The following is a 19,698-nucleotide window of genomic DNA, read 5'->3' as shown; positions in this document are numbered from 1 at the left end:
CATACGAGGAGATGTAGTCAACATGAAGCAAACAGGATCGAGGAAACAACATTGGCTGCGCGTGACGCAGATCGCCATGGCGAGCACGGCGTTCGCCCTGCTTGCGGCTTGCGGCGGGGGTAGCGACAACAACAACAATGCGAGCAGCACGCCTGCGGGCGGCGTCAAATTGCAGGTCGTGTCGTTCGGCGACAGCTTGTCGGATGTCGGCACGTACGCGCCGGTAATTCAGGGGAGCTTCGGCGGCGGCCGCTTCACGACGAACCCGGGTGAAGTGTGGACCCAGAAGGTCGCTGAGTACTACGGCGACACGTTGACCGCAGCGTACCTCGGCGGCTTCGGCAAGCCGCTGGTCGCAACGGGTGGCTTGGGCTATGCGCAAGGCGGCTCGGACGTCGTCAATGCTCAAGGCCAAGGTTGGGCGCCCAACAACATGGCCGCGACGACCGTACCGGTGGTGACGCAGGTGGCCAACTACCTGGGCGCGCATACGAGCTTCAACGCGAACCAGCTCGTGCTGATCAACGGCGGTGCGAACGACATCTTCCAGTTCGCGGGGACCACCGCCAATCTGACGGCGCTCGGCGCCGCGCTACAGACGCAATATCCGCTGCTCGTGCAGGCCGGCAAACTGCCCAACTCGCAGGCAGGCCAGGTGGCGTTCATCGTCGGCTACCTGCAGCAGTTGGCCAATCCGCAGATCGCGCAGGCCGCCACCCAGCTCGCCGCGCAAGTCCAGAAAATTGTCAACTCGGGCGCGACTCACGTGGTGGTGTCGACGGTGCCGGACATCGGCAATACGCCGCTCGGCGTTGCAGCCAACGTGAGCACGCCTGGCACGGCTGCACTGCTGTCGGGGGTTACCGCGGCGTATAACTACCTGCTGGTCCAGAACCTGACGGCACTCGGTCTGGTGGGTACGGGCAAGGTCATCGTGGCCGATGCGTTCACGTGGATAGATCAGCAGTTGCCGAACTATCAGGCGCTGGGCTTCACGGTGTCCAACACCGGCACGGCTTGTAACCTGACGTCGATGCAGAACAACGCAACCGCGTACGCTACAGCTAATCCGAGCGCGACGAACGGGCTGACGCCGGCTCAGTATGGCGCGCAGTTCGGCTCGTCGCTGTTCTGCTCGCCGCAGACTTATACGGTGGCTGGTGCCGACCAGACTTATATGTTTGCGGATACGGTTCATCCGAGCACTCATCTGCACGCGTTGTTCGCGCAGTATGTGCAGCAGCAGATCGCTGCGACTGGGTTGGGGAAGTAAATTGAGGAGGGCCGCGCTGCGGGTGGGGGTTTGCGGCGTGGCCTTTTCTTGATCTGGGATTTTGGCCTTTCCTTGATCTGGGATTTTGGCCTTTCCTTGATCTGGGATTTTGGCCTTTCCTTGATTTGTTATTGGTCTATTAGCGTCGCCCCTGTGCGGGGCGGCACTTACTTTCTTTGCTTGCCGCAAAGAAAGTAAGCAAAGAAAGCGGCTTCACACCGCCAGCTCATAAGCGGATCCCTCGCACAGTCATGGTAGTGGCACATCTGGAATCCGTCGTGTCGCACTTTCCACCCAAGTGACAAGGCAATCATTCTTCCGGCGGCGCTGCGCGCGCCGATGGGCACTTCATAAACCGTCTGCTGGTTTTTGCTCTCGCGTGTTGCCCGGCGGCAGGGACTGTCATTGCGGCCGTCGCGACTTCGACACACGGATTCGCGCAGCGCTTGGGTTTGCCTATGAGCGCACTGTCGACTCGTCGAAACGACGCCGACCGTCCCTGCGACGCAAAACGAAGCGCTGGTTTCCCATGCATACCCATCCGCGACGCACGTAGTGCGGAGTGGGAGCTGATGAGCGCATTGTCAGTCACGGTGAATATGCGAGAACACGGATTCCAGATGCACCACTACCGCGACTGCGCGAGAGACCCGCTTATGAATTAAGGTTTGGGCCGCTTTCTTTGCTTACTTTCTTTGCGGCAAGCAAAGAAAGTAAGTGCCGCCCCGCACAGGGGCAACGCTAATAGACCAATACCAAATCAAGGAAAGGCCAACACCGCAAGCAACCAGACATAAGCGCCTGACGAGCAAAAACCCCAACCCATCACCCTTGCGCTTCAAAAGCAGCCGCAGCGCGCCCTAACCGATCATTAACAGCAATCCACTCAATCGTATCCGGCAGCTTCTCAATCAGAATCCGCGTGACATTCGCGCGATCGAGAGCCCTCAACAAGCCATACAGTTCACGCGCATAGACATGCGGATCTTCAGGCGCGGCAATGAAATGCACGCCTTCAGCATCTGCCCAATGCCCAGCACGCGACACGCGCGCCACCAACGCCACGCGCTCATCCTCTTGCCGCGCGGCAAGCAAAGGCTCCAGCGCGACGAAGGGCAATAGCGCCAACGGCGTGCGCGGCGCGTAGTGCGCCTTCAGCGTGCCGGAAGCCCGCGGCGCGGTCGCATCCGAGCCGTCCGGCAGGCGCGGCGCCTCGCCAAGCACGTCGGCGATATCTTGCGGGGTCACACGCCCCGGCCTCAACAGCGCCGGAAAGCCGCGCGACAAATCCAGAATGGTCGATTCGATACCGACGTCCGACGCGCCGCCGTCCAGCACATGAATCGCGTCGCCGAACTCGTCGCGCACATGTTGCGCCGTCGTCGGGCTCACATGTCCGAACCGATTCGCCGACGGCGCCGCCACGCCGCCATGCCCGTTGCGCAATGCGCTGAACGCATCGAGCAATGCTTGCGCGACAGGATGCGACGGGCAGCGCAGCCCCACTGAATCCTGCCCGCCGCTAACCGCCGCGGGAATGCGCGCGGCGCGCTTGAGGATCAGCGTGAGCGGCCCTGGCCAGAACGCGTCGATCAGCCGCTGCGCCTCCGCGGGCAAATGTTCGACCCAGTAGTTCGGATCGCCTTGCGGCGCGAGATGCACGATCACCGGATGATTCGCCGGCCTGCCCTTCGCCGCGTAAATGCGCGCAACCGCGTCGGGACTCTCGGCGTCGCCGCCAAGGCCGTACACGGTCTCCGTAGGAAACGCGACCAGGCCTCCCGCGTCGAGCAGTGCCGCCGCGTGTTCGATCTGCGCGGCGCTCACAGGCAATGCGCCCTCGGCGGCTTTCTGTTGATCCGGCATGGCGCTCGTGTCAGCTCGTGAGGATGTGCAGCAGCCGCGCGCAATCGCGTCCGGCCGTGCGGGCTTCTTCGAGCGTGGCCGCCGTGAAGTTCACGTGACCCATCTTGCGGCCGCAGCGCGCCTCTTCCTTGCCATACAGATGCAGACGCGCTGCCGGCATAGCGGCGACTTCGTGCCACGGCGGCGTGACGGCCGCGCGCTTCGGGCCGTCCGGGAACCACACGTCGCCGAGAATGTTAAGCATGACGGCCGGTGAATGCTGGCGCGTGTCGCCAAGCGGCATGCCGGTCATGGCGCGCACCTGTTGTTCGAACTGGCTGGTCGCGCAGGCGTCGACGGTGTAGTGGCCGGAATTGTGCGGGCGCGGCGCCATTTCATTGGCCACCAGCGAACCATCTTCGAGAATGAAGAACTCGACGCACAGCACGCCCACATAACCGAGCTTGTCGGCGATTTGCAACGCAGCCTGTTGCGCCTGCTGGACCAGCGTGGGACTCGCGTCCGGTGCCGGGACGATGGTGTGCGACAGCACGCCGTCGCGATGCGTGTTCTGCGCGAGCGGATAGACCACCGACGCGCCGCTCGCCGCCCGCGCGATCAACGCGGACACTTCGAACTTCAACGGCAAACGCTTTTCCAGCACGCACGGCACGCCGCCGAGCGACGCATGCGCCTCGCGTACTTCCTCCGCGTTGCGCACGCGAATCTGGCCTTTGCCGTCGTAGCCCATGCGGGCAGTCTTGAGAATGCCCGGCAGCACGGCTTCGAGCTTCGCGTCGTCGAGCGCGGCCAGCGCATCCGACGATTCGATCACCACGTGCGGCGCAACCGTCACGCCCGATGACGCGATGAAGCGTTTCTCGGCAATGCGGTCCTGGGCCACGGCGACGCAGCGTCCAGCCGGACTCACGAAGGTAGTCCGCGCGAGGAAGTCGAGGCTCGCGGCCGGCACGTTCTCGAATTCGGTCGACACCGCCGCGCACAGCCGCGCGAGTTCGGTCAGCGACGTTTCGTCGTCGTAGGCCGCGCGCAAATGGCGGTCGGCAACGGCGCCCGCCGGACTGTTTTCGTCCGGATCGAGCACGGCGACGCGGTAGCCCATGGCCTGAGCGGCGAAACAGAACATGCGGCCGAGCTGGCCGCCACCGACCATGCCAAGCCATGCGCCGGGCAGAATCGGTGAAACCGGTGTGTTGTCTGGGTTCATCTTAGTGGTCGGTCGCGGCCGGGTGCTGTGTGCAATGCGTGCGTGCAATGCGATGGCAGGCACCCAGCCGGGGGTCGGACAGGGGGACGTCTTCAAGCAATCAGTCTGTGCGCCTACAGCGCCGGCAACACCATGGCGTGGGCCGCTTCGTTCTGGCGCACGCGGAACGCAGCCAGTTTCTCCGCATACTCGTCGCTCGTGCCGCTCAACAACGACACCGCGAACAGCGCCGCGTTCGCCGCGCCTGCTTCGCCGATCGCGAACGTGGCGACCGGCACGCCCTTGGGCATCTGCACGATCGAATGCAACGAATCGACGCCCTTCAGGTACTTGCTCGCCACCGGCACACCGAGCACCGGCACCGTGGTCTTGGCGGCCAGCATGCCCGGCAGATGCGCCGCGCCGCCCGCGCCGGCGATGATCGCGCGAATGCCACGCTCACGCGCGCTTTCAGCATAGGCGAACATTTCGTCGGGCATGCGGTGCGCGGACACGACCTTCGCTTCGTAGGGCACGCCGAACTCCTGCAGAATGGCCACGGCGTTCTTCATGACTTCCCAGTCGGAACTGGAGCCCATCAGCACACCGATAACCGGCGCGCCATGCGTATGGGCGGTTTGTGCTTCACTCATCTTACGGCTTCCTTGTTTCTTGAGAGCGCCCCAGAACCTGTCGCTTCGCGCCCGGCCCCGAACGGGTGACCCGCAAAGGGGACTTACTGCGCAGCGGAAAATTTGCGGGCGGCCCCGCGCTTTCTCACGCGGAGCAGATCCAACCGGTGCGCGTAATCAGGCGAGCTTATGTCCGGTCAGGCGTTCGAGCGCTTCCTGGTACTTCTCGCCCGTCTTCGTGACCACGTCGTCCGGTAACTTCGGCGCCGGCGGCTCTTTCTTCCACGGCTGAGTTTCGAGCCAGTCGCGCACGAACTGCTTGTCGAACGACGGCGGATTGGTGCCGACCTGATACTGATCGGCCGGCCAGAAGCGCGACGAATCCGCGGTCAGCGCCTCGTCCATCAGATACAGCTTGCCGTGGTTGTCCAGACCGAATTCGAACTTCGTATCCGCGATGATGATGCCGCGCGTGGCCGCGTAATCAGCGGCTTCCTTGTACAGCTTGATCGAGATGTCGCGGATCGTAGCCGACAGTTCGGTGCCGATGCGGCGCTCCATCTCGTTGTAGGTGATGTTTTCGTCGTGATGGCCCATTTCGGCCTTGGCTGCCGGCGTGAAGATCGGCTCGGGCAGCTTCTGCGCGTTCTGCAGACCCGGCGGCAATTCCACGCCGCACACCGAACCGGTTGCCTGGTAGTCTTTCCAGCCGCTGCCGGCCAGATAGCCGCGCACCACGGCTTCGACGAGAATCGGCTCGAGGCGCTTCACGACGACCGCGCGGCCCTTGACCTGCTCGACTTCGTCCGCCGCCACCACGGATTCGGGCGCGACGCCCGTGAGGTGGTTCGGCACCACGTGCTTGAGTTTCTCGAACCAGAAGTTCGCCATTTCATTGAGCACGCGTCCCTTATTCGGAATCGGCTCGCCCATGATGACGTCGAACGCCGACAGACGGTCGGTCGTGACGATCAGCAACTGGTCGTTGCCCACCGCATAGTTGTCGCGGACTTTACCGCGGCCGAGCAGCGGCAGCGAGCGGAGCGTGGATTCGTAGAGGGTAGACATCGTCGTGGTTCGCTAAAAGTGAGGCAAAAAGTGTGACCGGAACAAAAGGGAAACGCCGTTCCCCGGATGATGCGGGAACGGCGATCTAACGACAACCTGGCCAAACGGCCAGGTGCAGTGCATGTTGACAGCTTAGCGGACGACTTGCGCGAGCTCGCCCGATTTGTACTTCTCCGCGATTTTATCAAGCGTGACCGGCTTGATCTTGCCGGCCTGGCCTTCGCAGCCGAATTGCATATAGCGCTCGACGCAGATCTTCATCGCCGCTTCGCGCGCCGGCTTCAGGTAATCGCGCGGATCGAACTTGCCCGGGTTGGTCGCCATGTAGCGGCGGATCGCACCGGTGATGGCCAGACGCAGGTCGGTGTCGATATTGACCTTGCGCACGCCGTTCTTGATGCCCTCCTGGATTTCCTCGACCGGCACGCCGTAAGTTTCCTTCATGTCGCCGCCGAATTCGCGGATTTCAGCCAGCAGTTCCTGCGGCACCGACGACGAACCGTGCATCACCAGGTGCGTGTTCGGAATGCGCTGGTGGATTTCCTTGATGCGCTGGATCGACAGAATGTCGCCCGTGGGCTTCTTGCTGAACTTGTAGGCGCCGTGCGACGTACCGATCGCGATGGCCAGCGCGTCGCACTGGGTCAGCTTGACGAAGTCGGCAGCCTGCTCCGGATCGGTCAACAGCTGCTCGCGCGTCATCGTGCCTTCCGCGCCGTGACCGTCTTCCTTGTCGCCCTTCATGGTTTCCAGCGAACCGAGCACGCCCAGTTCCGCTTCCACCGTGATGCCGATCGAGTGCGCCGCTTCCACGACCTTGCGCGACACGTCCACGTTGTACTCGTACGAAGCGACCGTCTTGCCGTCGGCTTCGAGCGAACCGTCCATCATCACGCTGGTGAAACCGCTGCGGATTGCCGCCATGCAGACCGCCGGCGACTGCCCGTGGTCCTGGTGCATCACGACCGGAATATGCGGATACGACTCGACCGCGGCTTCGATCAGGTGGCGCAGAAACGCTTCGCCCGCGTACTTACGCGCGCCGGCCGACGCCTGCATGATAACCGGGGCGTTGACCTTGTCGGCCGCCGCCATGATTGCCTGCACTTGCTCCAGATTGTTCACGTTGAATGCCGGAAGGCCGTAGCCGTTTTCAGCGGCGTGGTCCAGCAGTTGACGCATTGATACGAGAGGCATGCTGTAACTCCATAGATTGAAACGAATTCTTGTGCCGTCGGCATCTTTTTGGGCGATTTTATCGCGAAGCAAGCTGCATACCCGTTCACACATTCTCTAAAGCGCGGCGCGGTCCTTGCCGCTGCAAAGCGCGATTTGAGCCTGTGCGCCGCCTCTCGCGGAGCATGCCAGCCTGCTTCGCCCAATCAGACCCCGTGCCGATCGAGCAGTCTGCTGTGTCGATCGGAGCTAGCGCTTCAGCGCTTTGTCGATCCGGAGTGAGTGCTTCAGCACTGACTCCGGTCCCACGCAGCGCGCTCCGATCCCACGCAGAATGGTTGCTGCATGGTCAATACGGTTCGCCGACCCGCACGATCTTCAGCGTATTCGTGCCGCCGGCCTGACCCATCGGCTCGCCGACGGTCAGCACCACCATGTCGCCGCGTGACGCGTAGCCCTTGCTGACCACGGTCTCCAACGCCTGCTGCAACGCGGTGTCGCGGTCGGTGTTGGTGTCCAGATGCAGCGAAGTCACGTTGCGGTACAGCGCCATGGCCCGCTCGCTGCCGACCCGCGGCGTGAGCGCGAAAATCGGCACGTGGGTCCAATGGCGCGACATCCACAGCGCGGTCGAGCCGGATTCGGTCAACGCCACGATCGCCTTCGCGCCGAGATGAAACGCCGTGAACAGCGCACCCATCGCGATCGACTGGTCGATCCGCGTGAACGTGCGGTCGAGGAAATCCTTGTCCAGCTCCGACTGCTCCGACTTCTCGGCTTCAATACAGATCGCCGCCATGGTCTCGATGGTCTGCACCGGATACTTGCCCGCCGCGGATTCCGCCGACAGCATCACCGCGTCCGTGCCGTCCAGCACGGCGTTGGCGACGTCCGACACTTCGGCGCGGGTCGGCACCGGCGCGTGGATCATCGACTCCATCATCTGCGTGGCGGTGATCACGAACTTGTTCGATTCGCGCGCCATACGGATCATCCGCTTTTGCAGCGCGGGGACTGCGGCATTCCCCACTTCCACGGCCAAGTCGCCGCGCGCGACCATGATGCCGTCCGATGCGTCGAGGATGCCTTGCAGCGCCGGAATGGCTTCCGCGCGCTCGATTTTGGCGATCATCTTCGGCTTGATGCCGAACGGCGCGCCGGCGATGTTCGCCAGCTGGCGGGCCATTTCCATGTCGGTGGCGTTCTTCGGGAACGACACCGCGACATAATCGACGCCAAGCGACATGGCGGTGCGAATGTCTTCCATATCCTTGGCGGTCAGCGCCGGCGCGGACAAGCCGCCGCCCTGGCGGTTGATGCCCTTGTTGTTCGACAGCTCGCCGCCGATCTTGACGACCGTGTGGATCTCATTGCCGATCACGCGCGAGACGTTCAGCACGATCAGGCCGTCGTTGAGCAACAGCACGTCGCCCGGTTTCAGGTCGCGCGGCAGGTCTTTGTAGTCGAGACCGGCGCGCTGCTCGTTGCCGAGTTCGCAGTCGGCGTCGAGGATGAACGGCTCGCTGGCGACGAGCATGATCTTGCCGTTTTCAAATTTGCCGACCCGGATTTTCGGGCCTTGCAGGTCCGCCATGATGGCGACTTCGCGGCCGGCCTGGCGGGCCGCCTCGCGCACGAAATCGGCGCGCTGGCGGTGGTCGTCGGCGGTGCCGTGCGAGAAATTGAGCCGCACCACGTCCAGCCCCGCCTGAATCATTTGCAGCAGGATTTCCGGCGTATTGGAAGCCGGGCCGATGGTGGCGACAATCTTGGTGGCGCGATGCATGAGTCTCCTCGTCTGGGTGAGATCGCTGGAAAGAGCGCTGCGAGTCGGATGCGGAGGCTGCGCACCGAAGGATGCTGCCGGGGGCTGCGCGCCGGTTGAAACCAGCGTCGCTTTATAGTGTGAAGCGGTATTCGATACCAGCACGGGGGGCGCCGGTTGAGGGGCGAGTTCTTCGTCGGGGAGTTCTGCGGATGGGGAGGCGGTCTGCACAGCATCTGCGCTGGACAATTCCGCCGCCTCACTGGCAGTGGTCAATTCCGCGAGCGCGAGGGGCGACCCGGATTCTTCTTGCTGCTGGCTAACTGAACCGACCGCGGCATCAACCGCAGATTCGGCCGCTGCCGGAGTGGCTGCGGAGCGCGCCGCGCGCTCCCCTGCCGTTGCTGCTGCGGTGTTGCGCGGCTTGCCGCCACGCGCTTTTGCAGACTTTGCCGTTGGGGAGCGCGTTACCACGTTAAGCCCGCGATTCCAGAACTTCGACGGCCGGCAGCTTCTTGCCTTCGAGGAACTCGAGGAAGGCGCCGCCGCCCGTCGAGATATAGCTGACCTTGTCGTGGATGCCGTACTTGGCGATCGCGGCAAGCGTATCGCCGCCGCCGGCAATCGAGAACGCCGACGACTTGGCGATGGCGTCCGCGAGCGTCTTCGTGCCGTTGCCGAACTGGTCGAATTCGAACACGCCGACCGGGCCGTTCCACACGATCGTGCCGGCCTTTTCCAGTTGCGCGGCGAGCACCTTGGCCGTTTCCGGTCCGATGTCGAGAATCATGTCGTCGTCTTGAACGTCGGCGACGGCCTTGACTTCGGCCTTGGCGGTCGGCGAAAACTCCTTGGCCGTGACCACGTCGGTCGGGATCGGCACAGAGGCGCCGCGCGCTTTCGCGGCGTCGATGATGGCTTTGGCTTCGTTCAGCAGATCGGCTTCGGCGAGCGACTTGCCGATCTTCAGGCCGGCGGCCAGCATGAACGTGTTGGCGATGCCGCCGCCCACGATCAGTTGATCGACCTTGTCGGCGAGCGACTTCAGAATGGTCAGTTTGGTCGACACCTTCGAGCCGGCGACGATCGCCACCAGCGGACGCTTCGGCGCGCCCAGCGCCGTGCCGAGCGCTTCGAGTTCGGCGGCCAGCAGCGGGCCGGCGCACGCGATGGGCGCGTATTTGGCGATGCCATGCGTGGTCGCTTCAGCGCGGTGCGCGGTGCCGAACGCGTCGTTCACGTAGATGTCGCAGAGCTTCGCCATTTTCTGCGCGAGCTCGTCGGAATCCTTCTTTTCGCCCTTGTTGACGCGGCAGTTTTCCAGCAGCACGACCGAGCCCGGCGCGACGCTCACGCCGTTTTCGACCCAGTTCGCCACCAGCGGCACGTCACGGCCGAGCAGTTCGGCCAGACGCTTCGCGACCGGCGCCAGCGAATCTTCCGGCTTGAAGTCGCCCTCGGTCGGACGGCCCAAGTGCGACGTGACCATCACGGCGGCGCCTGCGTCGAGCGCAGCCTTGATGGCCGGCACGGAGGCGCGGATACGGGTGTCTTCGGTGATGTTGCCTTGATCGTCCTGCGGCACGTTCAGATCGGCGCGGATGAACACGCGTTTGCCGGATAGCTTGCCTTCGGCGATCAGATCGGAGAGACGCAATACCTTGTTCATGGGCGTGTGTGTGCGAGTTGATGAGAAGGCGGTGGCGGACGACGCGCGGCACTCAAGCGCGGTGAACTCCAGCGCTCAGGCACGGCAGCGGCTCCACTGAATCGGGTGCCGGCGGCAGAGCCGCGGCCCGCGCGCCTTGCAGCGGCGCGCTCATCCCGGAAACAACCATTTTAACTGATCCACACAGCCTTCTGACCCGCGACCGGGCGAATGTCCCGTATTTGGCCGTTGCGGCGCCGATGCCGCGACGCAACATTTCCCGCTTCTTCAATCACATGAAGAGACGCAACAACGTGAACACAACCATTCCGACGACAATCGTGCCGAGCATGGTGCGCCGCCACAAAAACCACGCTAGACCTGACAGCGTGGCGTAGAACTCATGGTTCGACGGCGCGAAGGACAGGCCGTCGGGCGTTGCCAGCACGTCCGGCAGGACCACGGCGGCGAGCGCCGCGGCCGGCGCATAGCGGAGCATGCGCTGAACCCGCGCCGGCAAAACGGTGCGCTCGCCGCCGATTAGAAACATCGCGCGTGTCAGGGCGGTGACGAAAGTCATGCCGAAAATGGCCAGCCAGATCTGGGTGGATGTCATCGGGAATCTCCGGCGCTGTTACGGATGCGGCGCAAGTCGGCGCGCTCGACCATCAGGTCGGCGGCACTGCCGGCGACGATCGCCGCGATCACCGCGAGCGGCAGCGCGAGCCGGTACGGCAGGTCGAATGCGAGCAGCGACACCACGCCGGCGACGCTGACCGCGACCAGTGTGGAGCGCGTCGCGATCGCCGACACCATGATGGGCAGCAACGCCAGCGTGCCCGCCAGCGCGAGGCCCCAGTTATCGGGAATCAGACTCGCCAGCAAAATGCCTGCAATCGACGACACCTGCCACGACAGCCAGCTGCATATCGCCATGCCCCAGAAATACGCCTCCTTGCCCGGCACATAGCCGGTCGGGAAGCTCTTCTTCTGGAACAGCAGGTAGATCACGTCGCCGTTGAAATAGCCGAGCACGATGCGCCGCCACATCGACAGATAGGAGAAATGCGGCGCGAGACCAACGCTGAAGATCACGAAACGCGTATTGACCATCGCGGCCGTGAGCAGCACGGTCCAGACCGGCAGCTTGGCGGCGAGCAGCGGCAGCACCGCCAGTTGCGACGAACCGGCGTAGCACAGCAGCGACATGGTGAGCGCCTGCGGCAACGTGAGCACCGATTTGCTCATGGCAATGCCGGTGACGAGGCCCCAGGAGAAAATCGCCATCAGCGTGGGCGAATAGTCGCGCGCGCCTTCGCGGAAGGCACGGCGATCGATATCTGACAGGCGAGCGAGCATGGGGGCGAAACGCGGGCGCGCAAGGGCGCAGCAACGATGGGAAGTCAGCGCCAGGTCGTCAAGCACCCGCTGGCGCATTCGGATTTGAATTATGCGTGTGCCGGATTATAGCGTCCGGAATACGGCCAAATGCCCGTTCCGTGTGCAAAAGACGCTAAAATGACGTCCTCGCTACGCCCCGAAGGAAGTCCTCTTGGGGCACACCTCACTGGAAAACACCGGGCCGTCCCAGGTTTTCCTGCCCCGTCGGGGCCTGACGCGAAGCGCCAGGTGTGGGGCACTCATAACGCACCAGTTGGAGAATCGTATGTCAATGGCCGACCGCGACGGCAAGATCTGGATGGATGGCAAGCTCATCGACTGGCGCGATGCCAAGATCCACGTGCTTACCCACACGCTGCATTACGGCATGGGCGTCTTCGAGGGCGTACGCGCCTACAAGACGGCGGACGGCGGCACCGCGATTTTCCGGCTGCAGGAACACACCAAGCGTCTGCTGAACTCGGCCAAGATCTTTCAGATGGACGTGCCGTTCGACCACGAAACGCTCGCCGCCGCGCAATGCGAAGTGGTCCGCGAAAACAAGCTCGAGTCCTGCTACCTGCGCCCGATCATCTGGGTCGGCTCGGAAAAGCTCGGCGTGTCGGCCAAGGGCAACACCATCCACGTGGCGATCGCGGCCTGGCCGTGGGGCGCTTACCTCGGTGAAGACGGCATCGCCAAGGGCATCCGCGTGAAGACTTCGTCGTTCACGCGCCATCACGTGAACGTGTCGATGGTCCGCGCCAAGGCGTCGGGCTGGTACGTGAACTCGATCCTCGCCAACCAGGAAGCCATCGCCGACGGCTACGACGAAGCGCTGCTGCTCGACGTGGACGGCTACGTGTCGGAAGGCTCGGGCGAAAACTTCTTCCTCGTGAACAACGGCAAGCTGTACACGCCGGACCTGTCGTCGTGCCTCGACGGCATCACGCGCGACACGGTCATCACGCTGGCGCGCGACGCGGGCATCCAGGTGATCGAAAAGCGCATTACGCGCGACGAGGTCTATACCTGCGACGAAGCGTTCTTCACCGGCACCGCCGCCGAAGTCACGCCGATCCGCGAACTCGACAACCGCACGATCGGCTCGGGCGCACGCGGCCCGATCACCGAGAAGCTGCAAACAGGCTTCTTCGACATCGTGAACGGCAAGAGCGACAAGTACGCCCACTGGCTGACCAAGATCTAACGCGCGCTGCGCCGGGCTTCACCGGCGCGCCGCACGCACCCTGCATACAACGAGAACGTCTTATGAGCGAAATCAAGGAAATGCCGCTGGTCGAACTGTCGGCAAAAGACCTGCCTGCGTACTGCCCGAATCCGGCCATGCCGCGCTGGAGCGCGCATCCGCGTGTCTTCATCGACGTCACGCACGGCGAAGCCAAGTGCCCGTACTGCAGCACGCGTTACAAGCTGCGCGACGGCGAAGTGGTCAGAGGTCATTGAACACGGCGCATTGAGCACGGATTGCTTGTGGCGACGCTTACCGGGTCGGCTGCCCGCTTCGCCGCGGGTTGCGTTGCGGGGTTCGCTTCGTGATCGATTGCATGTTGCGCGGTCTGGTTTGTCGTGCGACGGACCAGCGGCGGTGGCACAGCAAACGGTGATCACACAACGCGAACTCGCCGCCCGATCCGAAAGCAGGCACGTCACAGCAGGGCCGCCGCCGCGGCGTCTCCGGCCATCCCGGAAGCGCTTCACGCGGCGTGCGGCTTTTCCCCTTTTACTTATCCGAATGCCGCGCGCAAGGCTTGCGCGGGGTTTCGTTTCGACACCGGACACTCACTCTGATGCGTCGCGCGTTGGTTATCGCACCGAACTGGATCGGTGACGCATTGATGGCGCAGCCGCTGTTTGCGCGCCTCGTGAAATTGCATCCGCGCATCGTCATCGACGCGGTCGCGCCCTCGTGGGTCGCGCCCGTGCTCGAACGCATGCCGGAAATCCGCGACGTCTATGCGACAGATCTGGCGCACGGCAAGCTGCAGATGCTGCGCCGCTGGCAGTTGGCGAGCGACTTGCGCGACGTGGGCTACGACGCCGCCTACGTGCTGCCGAACTCGCTCAAGTCGGCGCTGATTCCGTGGATGGCGGGCATTCCGCTGCGCATCGGCTATACCGGCGAAAGCCGCTACGGTCTGTTGAACGTGCGTCACGCGAATCCGCGCAAGGACGAGCGCCCGCCGATGGTTGGCCAATACGCCGCCCTCGCCTACGCGCCCGGCGCCAAGTTGCCCGACGACCTGCCGATGCCGCGCCTCGACGCGGACCTGAACGAAGCGTCGCGCGTCTCCGCGCGCTTCAATCTCGACACGCGCGTGCCGCTGCTGGTGTTCTGTCCGGGCGCCGAATACGGCCCGGCCAAGCGCTGGCCGCCCGAGCATTTCGCATCGCTCGCGCAAATGGTCGGCCAGTCGTTCCCGTACACGCAGATCGTCGCGCTCGGTTCGCCGAAAGACGCACCGCTCGCGCAGGCCATCGCCGAGCGAGCGCCGAACGTGCGCAACCTGTGCGGCCAGACCGCGCTGGGCGAGGCGTGCGCGCTGATCTCGCGCGCCAACGCGGTCGTGACCAACGATTCCGGTCTGATGCACGTGGCCGCCGCGCTGCGCCGGCCGCTGGTAGCCGTGTACGGTTCGACCGATCCGCGCCACACGCCGCCCTTGTCCGAGCTTGCGAAGGTACAATGGCTTCATCTCGAATGCAGCCCCTGTTTTGAGCGCGAGTGTCCGCTTGGTCATCTGAACTGCCTGAAGCAGTTGAGCGCCGAGCAGGTATTCGGCGATTTGCGCGGCATGTTGCTCGCGCAACGCTAACAGCCGCTGACACTTGCACGCAACACCGCACGCCCCTGAGCGCGTCGCGTCATGTTCGCGCCTTGCGGCGCGGGCATTCTGGCGCTCGGGTGCGATTGTCCGGTGCCCCGGACTGTCCCGCTGACCGCTGTCCCGCAACCGCGCGCCGCGCACAAGAGACTGACGAGCCATGCCACGTTTTGCCCATATCTTCGAAGCCGCCGTCGATACCCTGAACGCCTATTACCAGGCCGTCGCCGAGGTCAATATCGACAGCTTGATGGGTCTGTGGATCGATGAAGAGTTCGTGAGCTGTATCTGCGCCGACGGCTCCCACCTGCACGGCCTCGACAGTATTCGCGCCGGCTTGCAGATCCAGCTCGAAACCGCGCCGGTTTTCATCGAACCGCTCGATATCCGCGTCTACGACAGCCTCGGCACCGTGGTCTATGCGATCGCCGAAGCGCACCGGCCGGCTGACCCGAAGGCCACGCCCGCCATGGTGTTCACGACTTATGTGATGGTCCACGAACGCGGCGAATGGCGCATCGCGCACATTCACGCGAGTCCGATGCCTAATGAGGCCGCCAGCCAGTTCGCCACGAAGATGCGGCACGGCCAGGGGTCGCTGCACTGACGCGCGCCGCGCGTTTCACTTATTTGTTTTGAAGCAGGCATGAGCACGCCCCGCAGGAAGCCCCTTTTGGGCACGACGCACGATCAATCCGCTCCTTCGGGCGCGGCACGCGCCGCGGCCGCCGTCGAGGCGACTGTCGAGGCCACCGTCGAGTTGCTCTACCGTGCGCCGCTCTGGCTGCCGAACCGGCATGCGCAGACCATCGTCCCGTCGCTGTTCGCGCGCCGCCCCGCGGTCTCGTTTCGACGCGAGCGCTGGGACACGCCCGATGGCGATTTCATCGATCTCGACTGGGTGCAGCATGACGGCCAGCCCGGATCCGCGCTCACGCCCGGCGCTTCGCCTCACGTTCCCGCCGACACCGCTCCGCTCTTCGTGCTGTTTCACGGCCTCGAAGGCAGCTCGGGCTCGCACTATGCCGCCTCGTTGATGGCGGCCGCGCGCGAGTACGGCTGGCACGGCGTCGTGCCGCACTTTCGTAGTTGCAGCGGACCGTTAAACCGGTTGCCGCGCTTCTACCATCTCGCCGATAGCAACGAAGTCGACTGGGTGCTGCGACGTTTGCGCGCCGCGCATCGCGGGCCGATCGTGGCGGCCGGCGTGTCGCTCGGCGGCAATGTGCTGCTGCGCTGGCTGGGTGAACGCCGCGAGGACGCGGCGTCGGTGATCTCGGCCGCCGCGGCGATTTCGACGCCCATCGACGTGCATGCCGGCGGCCGCGCGTTGTCGCAGGGCTTCGGCCTCATCTACACGCGCAGTTTCCTGAAGACGCTCAAGCAGAAGGCCGAACAGAAGCTGGTGCAGTTTCCCGGCCTGTTCGACCGTGACGCGATGCTGGCGAGCCGCACCATGTACGAGTTCGACAACGTGGTCACAGCGCCGCTGCACGGCTTTCGCGATACCGACGACTACTGGAGCACAGCGACCACGCGTCCGCTGCTGCCGCACATTCAGGTGCCGACGCTGGTGCTGAACGCGCGCAACGATCCGTTCCTGCCGGCTGAGGCGTTGCCGTCGCGGCATGAAGTGTCGGCGGCCGTGGAACTCGACCAACCCAAGCACGGCGGCCACGCCGGCTTTATGACCGGGCCGTTTCCGGGCCGCATCGACTGGCTTTCGCGGCGCGTGTTCGGCTATCTGGAGCGACACCTCGATCATGGATGACATCGTCAAGCAGGCTTTGGCCAAGTGGCCGAATGTACCGAGTTGCACAGGGTGGCTGATGCTGGACAGGCGCGGCAACTGGCGCATGCGCGACGAGGCCGCGCAGGCGAGCGGTTCGCCCGGTGTGCCGATCCGCCACGAAGCGTTGCTCGGGTTCATCAACCGGAATTACGACGCCGACGAGCGCGGCCAGTGGTTTTTTCAGAACGGCCCGCAGCGCGTGTATGTCGAGTTGGGCTATACGCCGTGGGTGGTGAGGTTGTCGGCCAATGCCGATGCTGGCGGCGCGCTCGCCTTGCAGGATCAAGCGGGCGGCGCGTTCGAGCCCGCAGCCGTATTGATCGATGAAGAAGGCGGGATTCTGTTTACCGATAGCGCGACGCCGCCGAGAATCGCCGTCTTGCACGACCACGATCTCGAGGTGTTTTCCGACCATGCAACGCTGGCGGACGACTCCATGAGCGGGGAGTTTCGCTGGAACAATCAGGTTGTGTTGCCGCTGCAGGCTGTGCGGCGAGGCGATGTTGCTGCGCGGTTCAAGTTTGTGCCGAGTCCGGCAGCCGCTGGCGCTTAAACACTAGGCTGCGCGCTGGGCTAACTCTTCTCGTCCAGCCGCTCCTCCTTATAGCGGCTCTCCATCTCATGCAGCCTCGCGTCGACGGTCGCGAGGTCGTAGTAGCCGATCGTCTTCAGATCTCGCGCGTCCTTCAATTGCCGGATCGCCGAAGGCCACGCTCCCTCGAGCGCGAATTTCTCGGCCATCGCACGATGCTGTGTCAACGCATCGCCCGTGCCCGCGCTAGCCTGGGCGAGATACAGCCACCAGGCCGGTTGATCGGGCTGGGCGCGAGTCTCCTTTTGCGCAAGCGACTGAGCACTGGCAAAGCGGCGCAAGGTCAGCAAGGTGCGGATATGCATGTCGATTGCGGCGTTCGATTGCGGCCAGCGCTTCTGCGCCAACTCGGCCAGACGCGCGGCCTCGTCGTCGCGGCCGGCGCGCCGCGCGATGTCGGCGGCCAACACGTCGAGGCTCGGCGAACTGCGCGCCGTGCCGCCCTCGGCCTGCTCGCCCGTCGCGAACGCGGCGCGGGACGACGCCAGCGACGCTGCCGCGTCGTCATAACGCTCAAGCAGCATCTGCCCATACGCGATGCCGTACCAGTTCGCCGCGACGTTGACCGCCGTGCGGTCCTCGATCTCTGAGCGCAAACGCGAAATCTCGTCGCCGTACTCGCTGCGCGAACGGTCCTGCAGCAGGCGCGCGCGCGCTCGCACAAAACCATATTCGGCCGATTGATGCGGTTGCCGGTAAGGCGCGCGGCGCGCACGGTCCTCCATGTCGGCAATCCGTTCGCCCGTCAGCGGATGGGTGCGCGCATACGCTGGAATGCCCGTGTCGCTCATCGCGGCACGATCGAGGCGGCCGAAGAAGGTCGTCATCGCGTAAGGATCGTAGCCGGCGCCGGCAAGCAGCAGAAAGCCGACGCGGTCGGCCTCGTGCTCGGCGGAACGTGAGAAACGCAACTGGTTGTCGACCGCGTACGCCTGGCCGCCGATCGCAATCGCGCTGCCCAGGTCGCCGCTGTGCGCGAGAACGCCGGCAAGCACGCCGAACAACAGGCCGGCGAGCGCCGCATAGGTGCTGCGTTCGCCGGTCGTGATCATGCGCGAGATGTGCCGTTGCAGGACGTGTCCCATTTCGTGACCCAGCACCGATGCCAACTCGGACTCGGTCTGTGTGGCCACGATCAGGCCGGTGTTCACGCCGATAAAACCGCCAGGCAGCGAGAAGGCGTTGATCTGCGGGTCGCGCACGGCAAATAGATCGAAGTCCGGACGATATCCGCCGATGTACAGCGCGCTCGCCGCCGCGGCAAGTTTCGCGGCAACCGAGTTCAGATAGTCGCGCACCAGCCAGTCGTCGAGATAGTCGGGGTCGCGGCGCAACTCGCGCATCACGCGTTCGCCGAGTTTGCGCTCGGCCTGCGGCGTGAGCGAGCCCGAGCCGCCGCTGCCCAGATCGGGTAATTGCTGCGTGACGATCGGTGCACGCCAATTGGTGTTCACACCGGTATTGCCGGAGAAGCGGCTCTGCGCGCCGCCGTACACGCCGAACACGCCTTGCGCGATCTCGGGCGGCACGAGCGGATCGGCGTAGGCATCGGCCGGGCCGCTGACCAGCGGTGGTTCGGCGGGCAACGTGTTGAGCGCCATGCTCGATACGCCGTGCGATTGCGCGAACGCGCCCGGCGGCGCTGCCAGCGCGACAGACAACAACGCAGCAAGGAACCGTTTCGCACGCATCGCGAGGTCGATATGACGAAGTCGGAAAGCGACGCCCGCCGCTCGGACTAAGATAGCGGGCATAGGGCAATTGTAATCAGTCGTCGCGGGAATTCATGTGATTCGCGTCATTGCGATTCGGGCGTCCCCGGTGATGCCTCGCCGCCCACGCCGACGGCGGGTGATGACTGACCACGTTTTTGCCCGCGCAAACGCAGTGCCGCCGCCGTGCGGCTTTACCGCACTGCTATGATAGGCGCCCTCTGAAGGAGCCCAACCATGCCTGAACTCACTCATTTCGACGCTGCCGGCCAAGCGCATATGGTGGACGTCGGCGGCAAGCAGGAGACCAAGCGCATTGCGATTGCGCGCGGCTCGATTCGCATGCTGCCGGAGACGTTCGCGCTGATTCGCGACGGCAACGCCAAGAAAGGCGACGTGATCGGCATCGCGCGGATCGCCGCCATTCAAGGTTCGAAGCGCACCGCCGATCTGATTCCGCTGTGTCATCCGCTGGCGCTGACGCGCGTCAAGGTGGATTTCGAACTCGATGACACGCTGCCGGGCGTGCATTGCACGGTTCAGGTCGAAACGCTGGGACGAACGGGCGTGGAGATGGAAGCGCTGACCGCCGTGCAGGTCGGGTTACTGACCGTGTACGACATGTGCAAGGCGGTGGATCGCGGCATGACGATCACCGATGTGAAGGTGCTGGAGAAGCACGGCGGGAAGTCGGGGGACTGGGTGGCGGATTGATGACCGTTTGCGTCATCGCCCCGCTCCATCTTTAACGCTTTGAAGCAA

General features: G+C 64.2%; 18 protein-coding genes. 8 read left to right on the top strand and 10 right to left on the bottom strand.

All coding sequences use genetic code 11. The features are described 5' to 3' along the window. Window positions 1-22: 22 nt before the first annotated feature. The gene (locus B0G74_RS01130; protein WP_132373256.1) at window positions 23-1,273 is read left to right on the top strand and encodes an SGNH/GDSL hydrolase family protein; all 1,251 of its coding nucleotides are present in this window, start codon (window positions 23-25) and stop codon (window positions 1,271-1,273) included. A gap of 825 nt (window positions 1,274-2,098) precedes the next feature. On the opposite strand, the gene B0G74_RS01125 is transcribed toward B0G74_RS01130, so the two are convergent. The 9 genes from B0G74_RS01125 to B0G74_RS01085 all read right to left on the bottom strand — a co-directional run bounded on the left by B0G74_RS01125 (window position 2,099) and on the right by B0G74_RS01085 (window position 11,973). Continuing rightward, window positions 2,099-3,139: an L-threonylcarbamoyladenylate synthase gene (locus tag B0G74_RS01125; protein ID WP_132373254.1), complete on the bottom strand. Its 1,041-nt coding sequence runs from the start codon at window positions 3,137-3,139 to the stop codon at window positions 2,099-2,101. Between the two features lie 10 nt (window positions 3,140-3,149). Beyond that, window positions 3,150-4,346, bottom strand: a complete 1,197-nt coding sequence (locus B0G74_RS01120; RefSeq protein ID WP_132373252.1) for a 5-(carboxyamino)imidazole ribonucleotide synthase — start codon at window positions 4,344-4,346, stop codon at window positions 3,150-3,152. A gap of 113 nt (window positions 4,347-4,459) precedes the next feature. Next, window positions 4,460-4,978: a 5-(carboxyamino)imidazole ribonucleotide mutase gene (purE, locus tag B0G74_RS01115; RefSeq protein WP_132373250.1), complete on the bottom strand. Its 519-nt coding sequence runs from the start codon at window positions 4,976-4,978 to the stop codon at window positions 4,460-4,462. Between the two features lie 156 nt (window positions 4,979-5,134). After that, entirely contained in the window at window positions 5,135-6,025 is an 891-nt protein-coding gene (locus B0G74_RS01110; RefSeq protein ID WP_012434235.1) for a phosphoribosylaminoimidazolesuccinocarboxamide synthase, read from the bottom strand. 132 nt (window positions 6,026-6,157) lie between these two features. Next, the gene (fba, locus tag B0G74_RS01105; RefSeq protein WP_132373248.1) at window positions 6,158-7,222 is read right to left on the bottom strand and encodes a class II fructose-bisphosphate aldolase; all 1,065 of its coding nucleotides are present in this window, start codon (window positions 7,220-7,222) and stop codon (window positions 6,158-6,160) included. A 328-nt stretch (window positions 7,223-7,550) separates the two neighbouring features. Next, entirely contained in the window at window positions 7,551-8,987 is a 1,437-nt protein-coding gene (gene pyk, locus B0G74_RS01100) for a pyruvate kinase (protein ID WP_132373246.1), read from the bottom strand. Between the two features lie 454 nt (window positions 8,988-9,441). Next, window positions 9,442-10,635 carry a phosphoglycerate kinase gene (locus tag B0G74_RS01095; protein ID WP_132373244.1) on the bottom strand — a complete coding sequence of 398 codons (1,194 nt, stop codon included), beginning with the start codon at window positions 10,633-10,635 and terminating at the stop codon, window positions 9,442-9,444. A 271-nt stretch (window positions 10,636-10,906) separates the two neighbouring features. After that, window positions 10,907-11,230 (bottom strand): AzlD domain-containing protein, encoded by a 324-nt coding sequence (locus tag B0G74_RS01090; RefSeq protein ID WP_132373242.1) that lies wholly within the window; start codon window positions 11,228-11,230, stop codon window positions 10,907-10,909. After that, complete coding sequence (locus B0G74_RS01085; protein ID WP_132373240.1) at window positions 11,227-11,973, bottom strand: AzlC family ABC transporter permease; 747 nt, start codon at window positions 11,971-11,973, stop codon at window positions 11,227-11,229. Before B0G74_RS01085 ends, B0G74_RS01090 begins: the two co-directional genes overlap by 4 nt. A gap of 307 nt (window positions 11,974-12,280) precedes the next feature. On the opposite strand from B0G74_RS01085, the gene B0G74_RS01080 reads away from it, so the two are divergent. From B0G74_RS01080 to B0G74_RS01055, 6 genes are all read left to right on the top strand, one after another. Continuing rightward, on the top strand, window positions 12,281-13,204 hold the full coding sequence (locus tag B0G74_RS01080) for a branched-chain amino acid transaminase (RefSeq protein ID WP_132373238.1): 924 nt from the start codon (window positions 12,281-12,283) through the stop codon (window positions 13,202-13,204). A gap of 62 nt (window positions 13,205-13,266) precedes the next feature. Further along, complete coding sequence (locus B0G74_RS01075) at window positions 13,267-13,461, top strand: zinc-finger domain-containing protein (protein ID WP_042321180.1); 195 nt, start codon at window positions 13,267-13,269, stop codon at window positions 13,459-13,461. 344 nt (window positions 13,462-13,805) lie between these two features. Beyond that, entirely contained in the window at window positions 13,806-14,831 is a 1,026-nt protein-coding gene (waaF, locus tag B0G74_RS01070; RefSeq protein ID WP_012434242.1) for a lipopolysaccharide heptosyltransferase II, read from the top strand. Window positions 14,832-15,000: 169 nt separating this feature from the next. After that, window positions 15,001-15,447, top strand: coding sequence for a nuclear transport factor 2 family protein (locus tag B0G74_RS01065; protein WP_132373236.1), 447 nt, complete (start codon window positions 15,001-15,003; stop codon window positions 15,445-15,447). Between the two features lie 39 nt (window positions 15,448-15,486). Beyond that, a complete protein-coding gene (locus B0G74_RS01060) occupies window positions 15,487-16,611 on the top strand; it encodes an alpha/beta fold hydrolase (RefSeq protein ID WP_132373234.1) in 1,125 nt (374 codons plus the stop codon). Continuing rightward, complete coding sequence (locus B0G74_RS01055; RefSeq protein ID WP_132373232.1) at window positions 16,604-17,185, top strand: DUF2946 family protein; 582 nt, start codon at window positions 16,604-16,606, stop codon at window positions 17,183-17,185. Before B0G74_RS01060 ends, B0G74_RS01055 begins: the two co-directional genes overlap by 8 nt. A 20-nt stretch (window positions 17,186-17,205) precedes the next feature. Here the strand turns inward: B0G74_RS01055 and B0G74_RS01050 are convergent, their stop codons facing one another. Continuing rightward, window positions 17,206-18,915 carry a M48 family metalloprotease gene (locus B0G74_RS01050; RefSeq protein WP_132373230.1) on the bottom strand — a complete coding sequence of 570 codons (1,710 nt, stop codon included), beginning with the start codon at window positions 18,913-18,915 and terminating at the stop codon, window positions 17,206-17,208. Between the two features lie 258 nt (window positions 18,916-19,173). Here B0G74_RS01050 and moaC point away from each other — a divergent pair, with 258 nt between their 5' ends. Continuing rightward, window positions 19,174-19,650: a cyclic pyranopterin monophosphate synthase MoaC gene (gene moaC / locus B0G74_RS01045; RefSeq protein ID WP_132373228.1), complete on the top strand. Its 477-nt coding sequence runs from the start codon at window positions 19,174-19,176 to the stop codon at window positions 19,648-19,650. Window positions 19,651-19,698 lie beyond the last annotated feature (48 nt).

It is taken from the genome of Paraburkholderia sp. BL9I2N2 (assembly GCF_004339745.1).
In the GTDB taxonomy this organism is placed as follows: Bacteria; Pseudomonadota; Gammaproteobacteria; order Burkholderiales; family Burkholderiaceae; genus Paraburkholderia.
The sequence above is the reverse complement of the archived record's forward strand: the minus strand, read 5'-3'. Positions and strand labels throughout refer to the sequence as shown.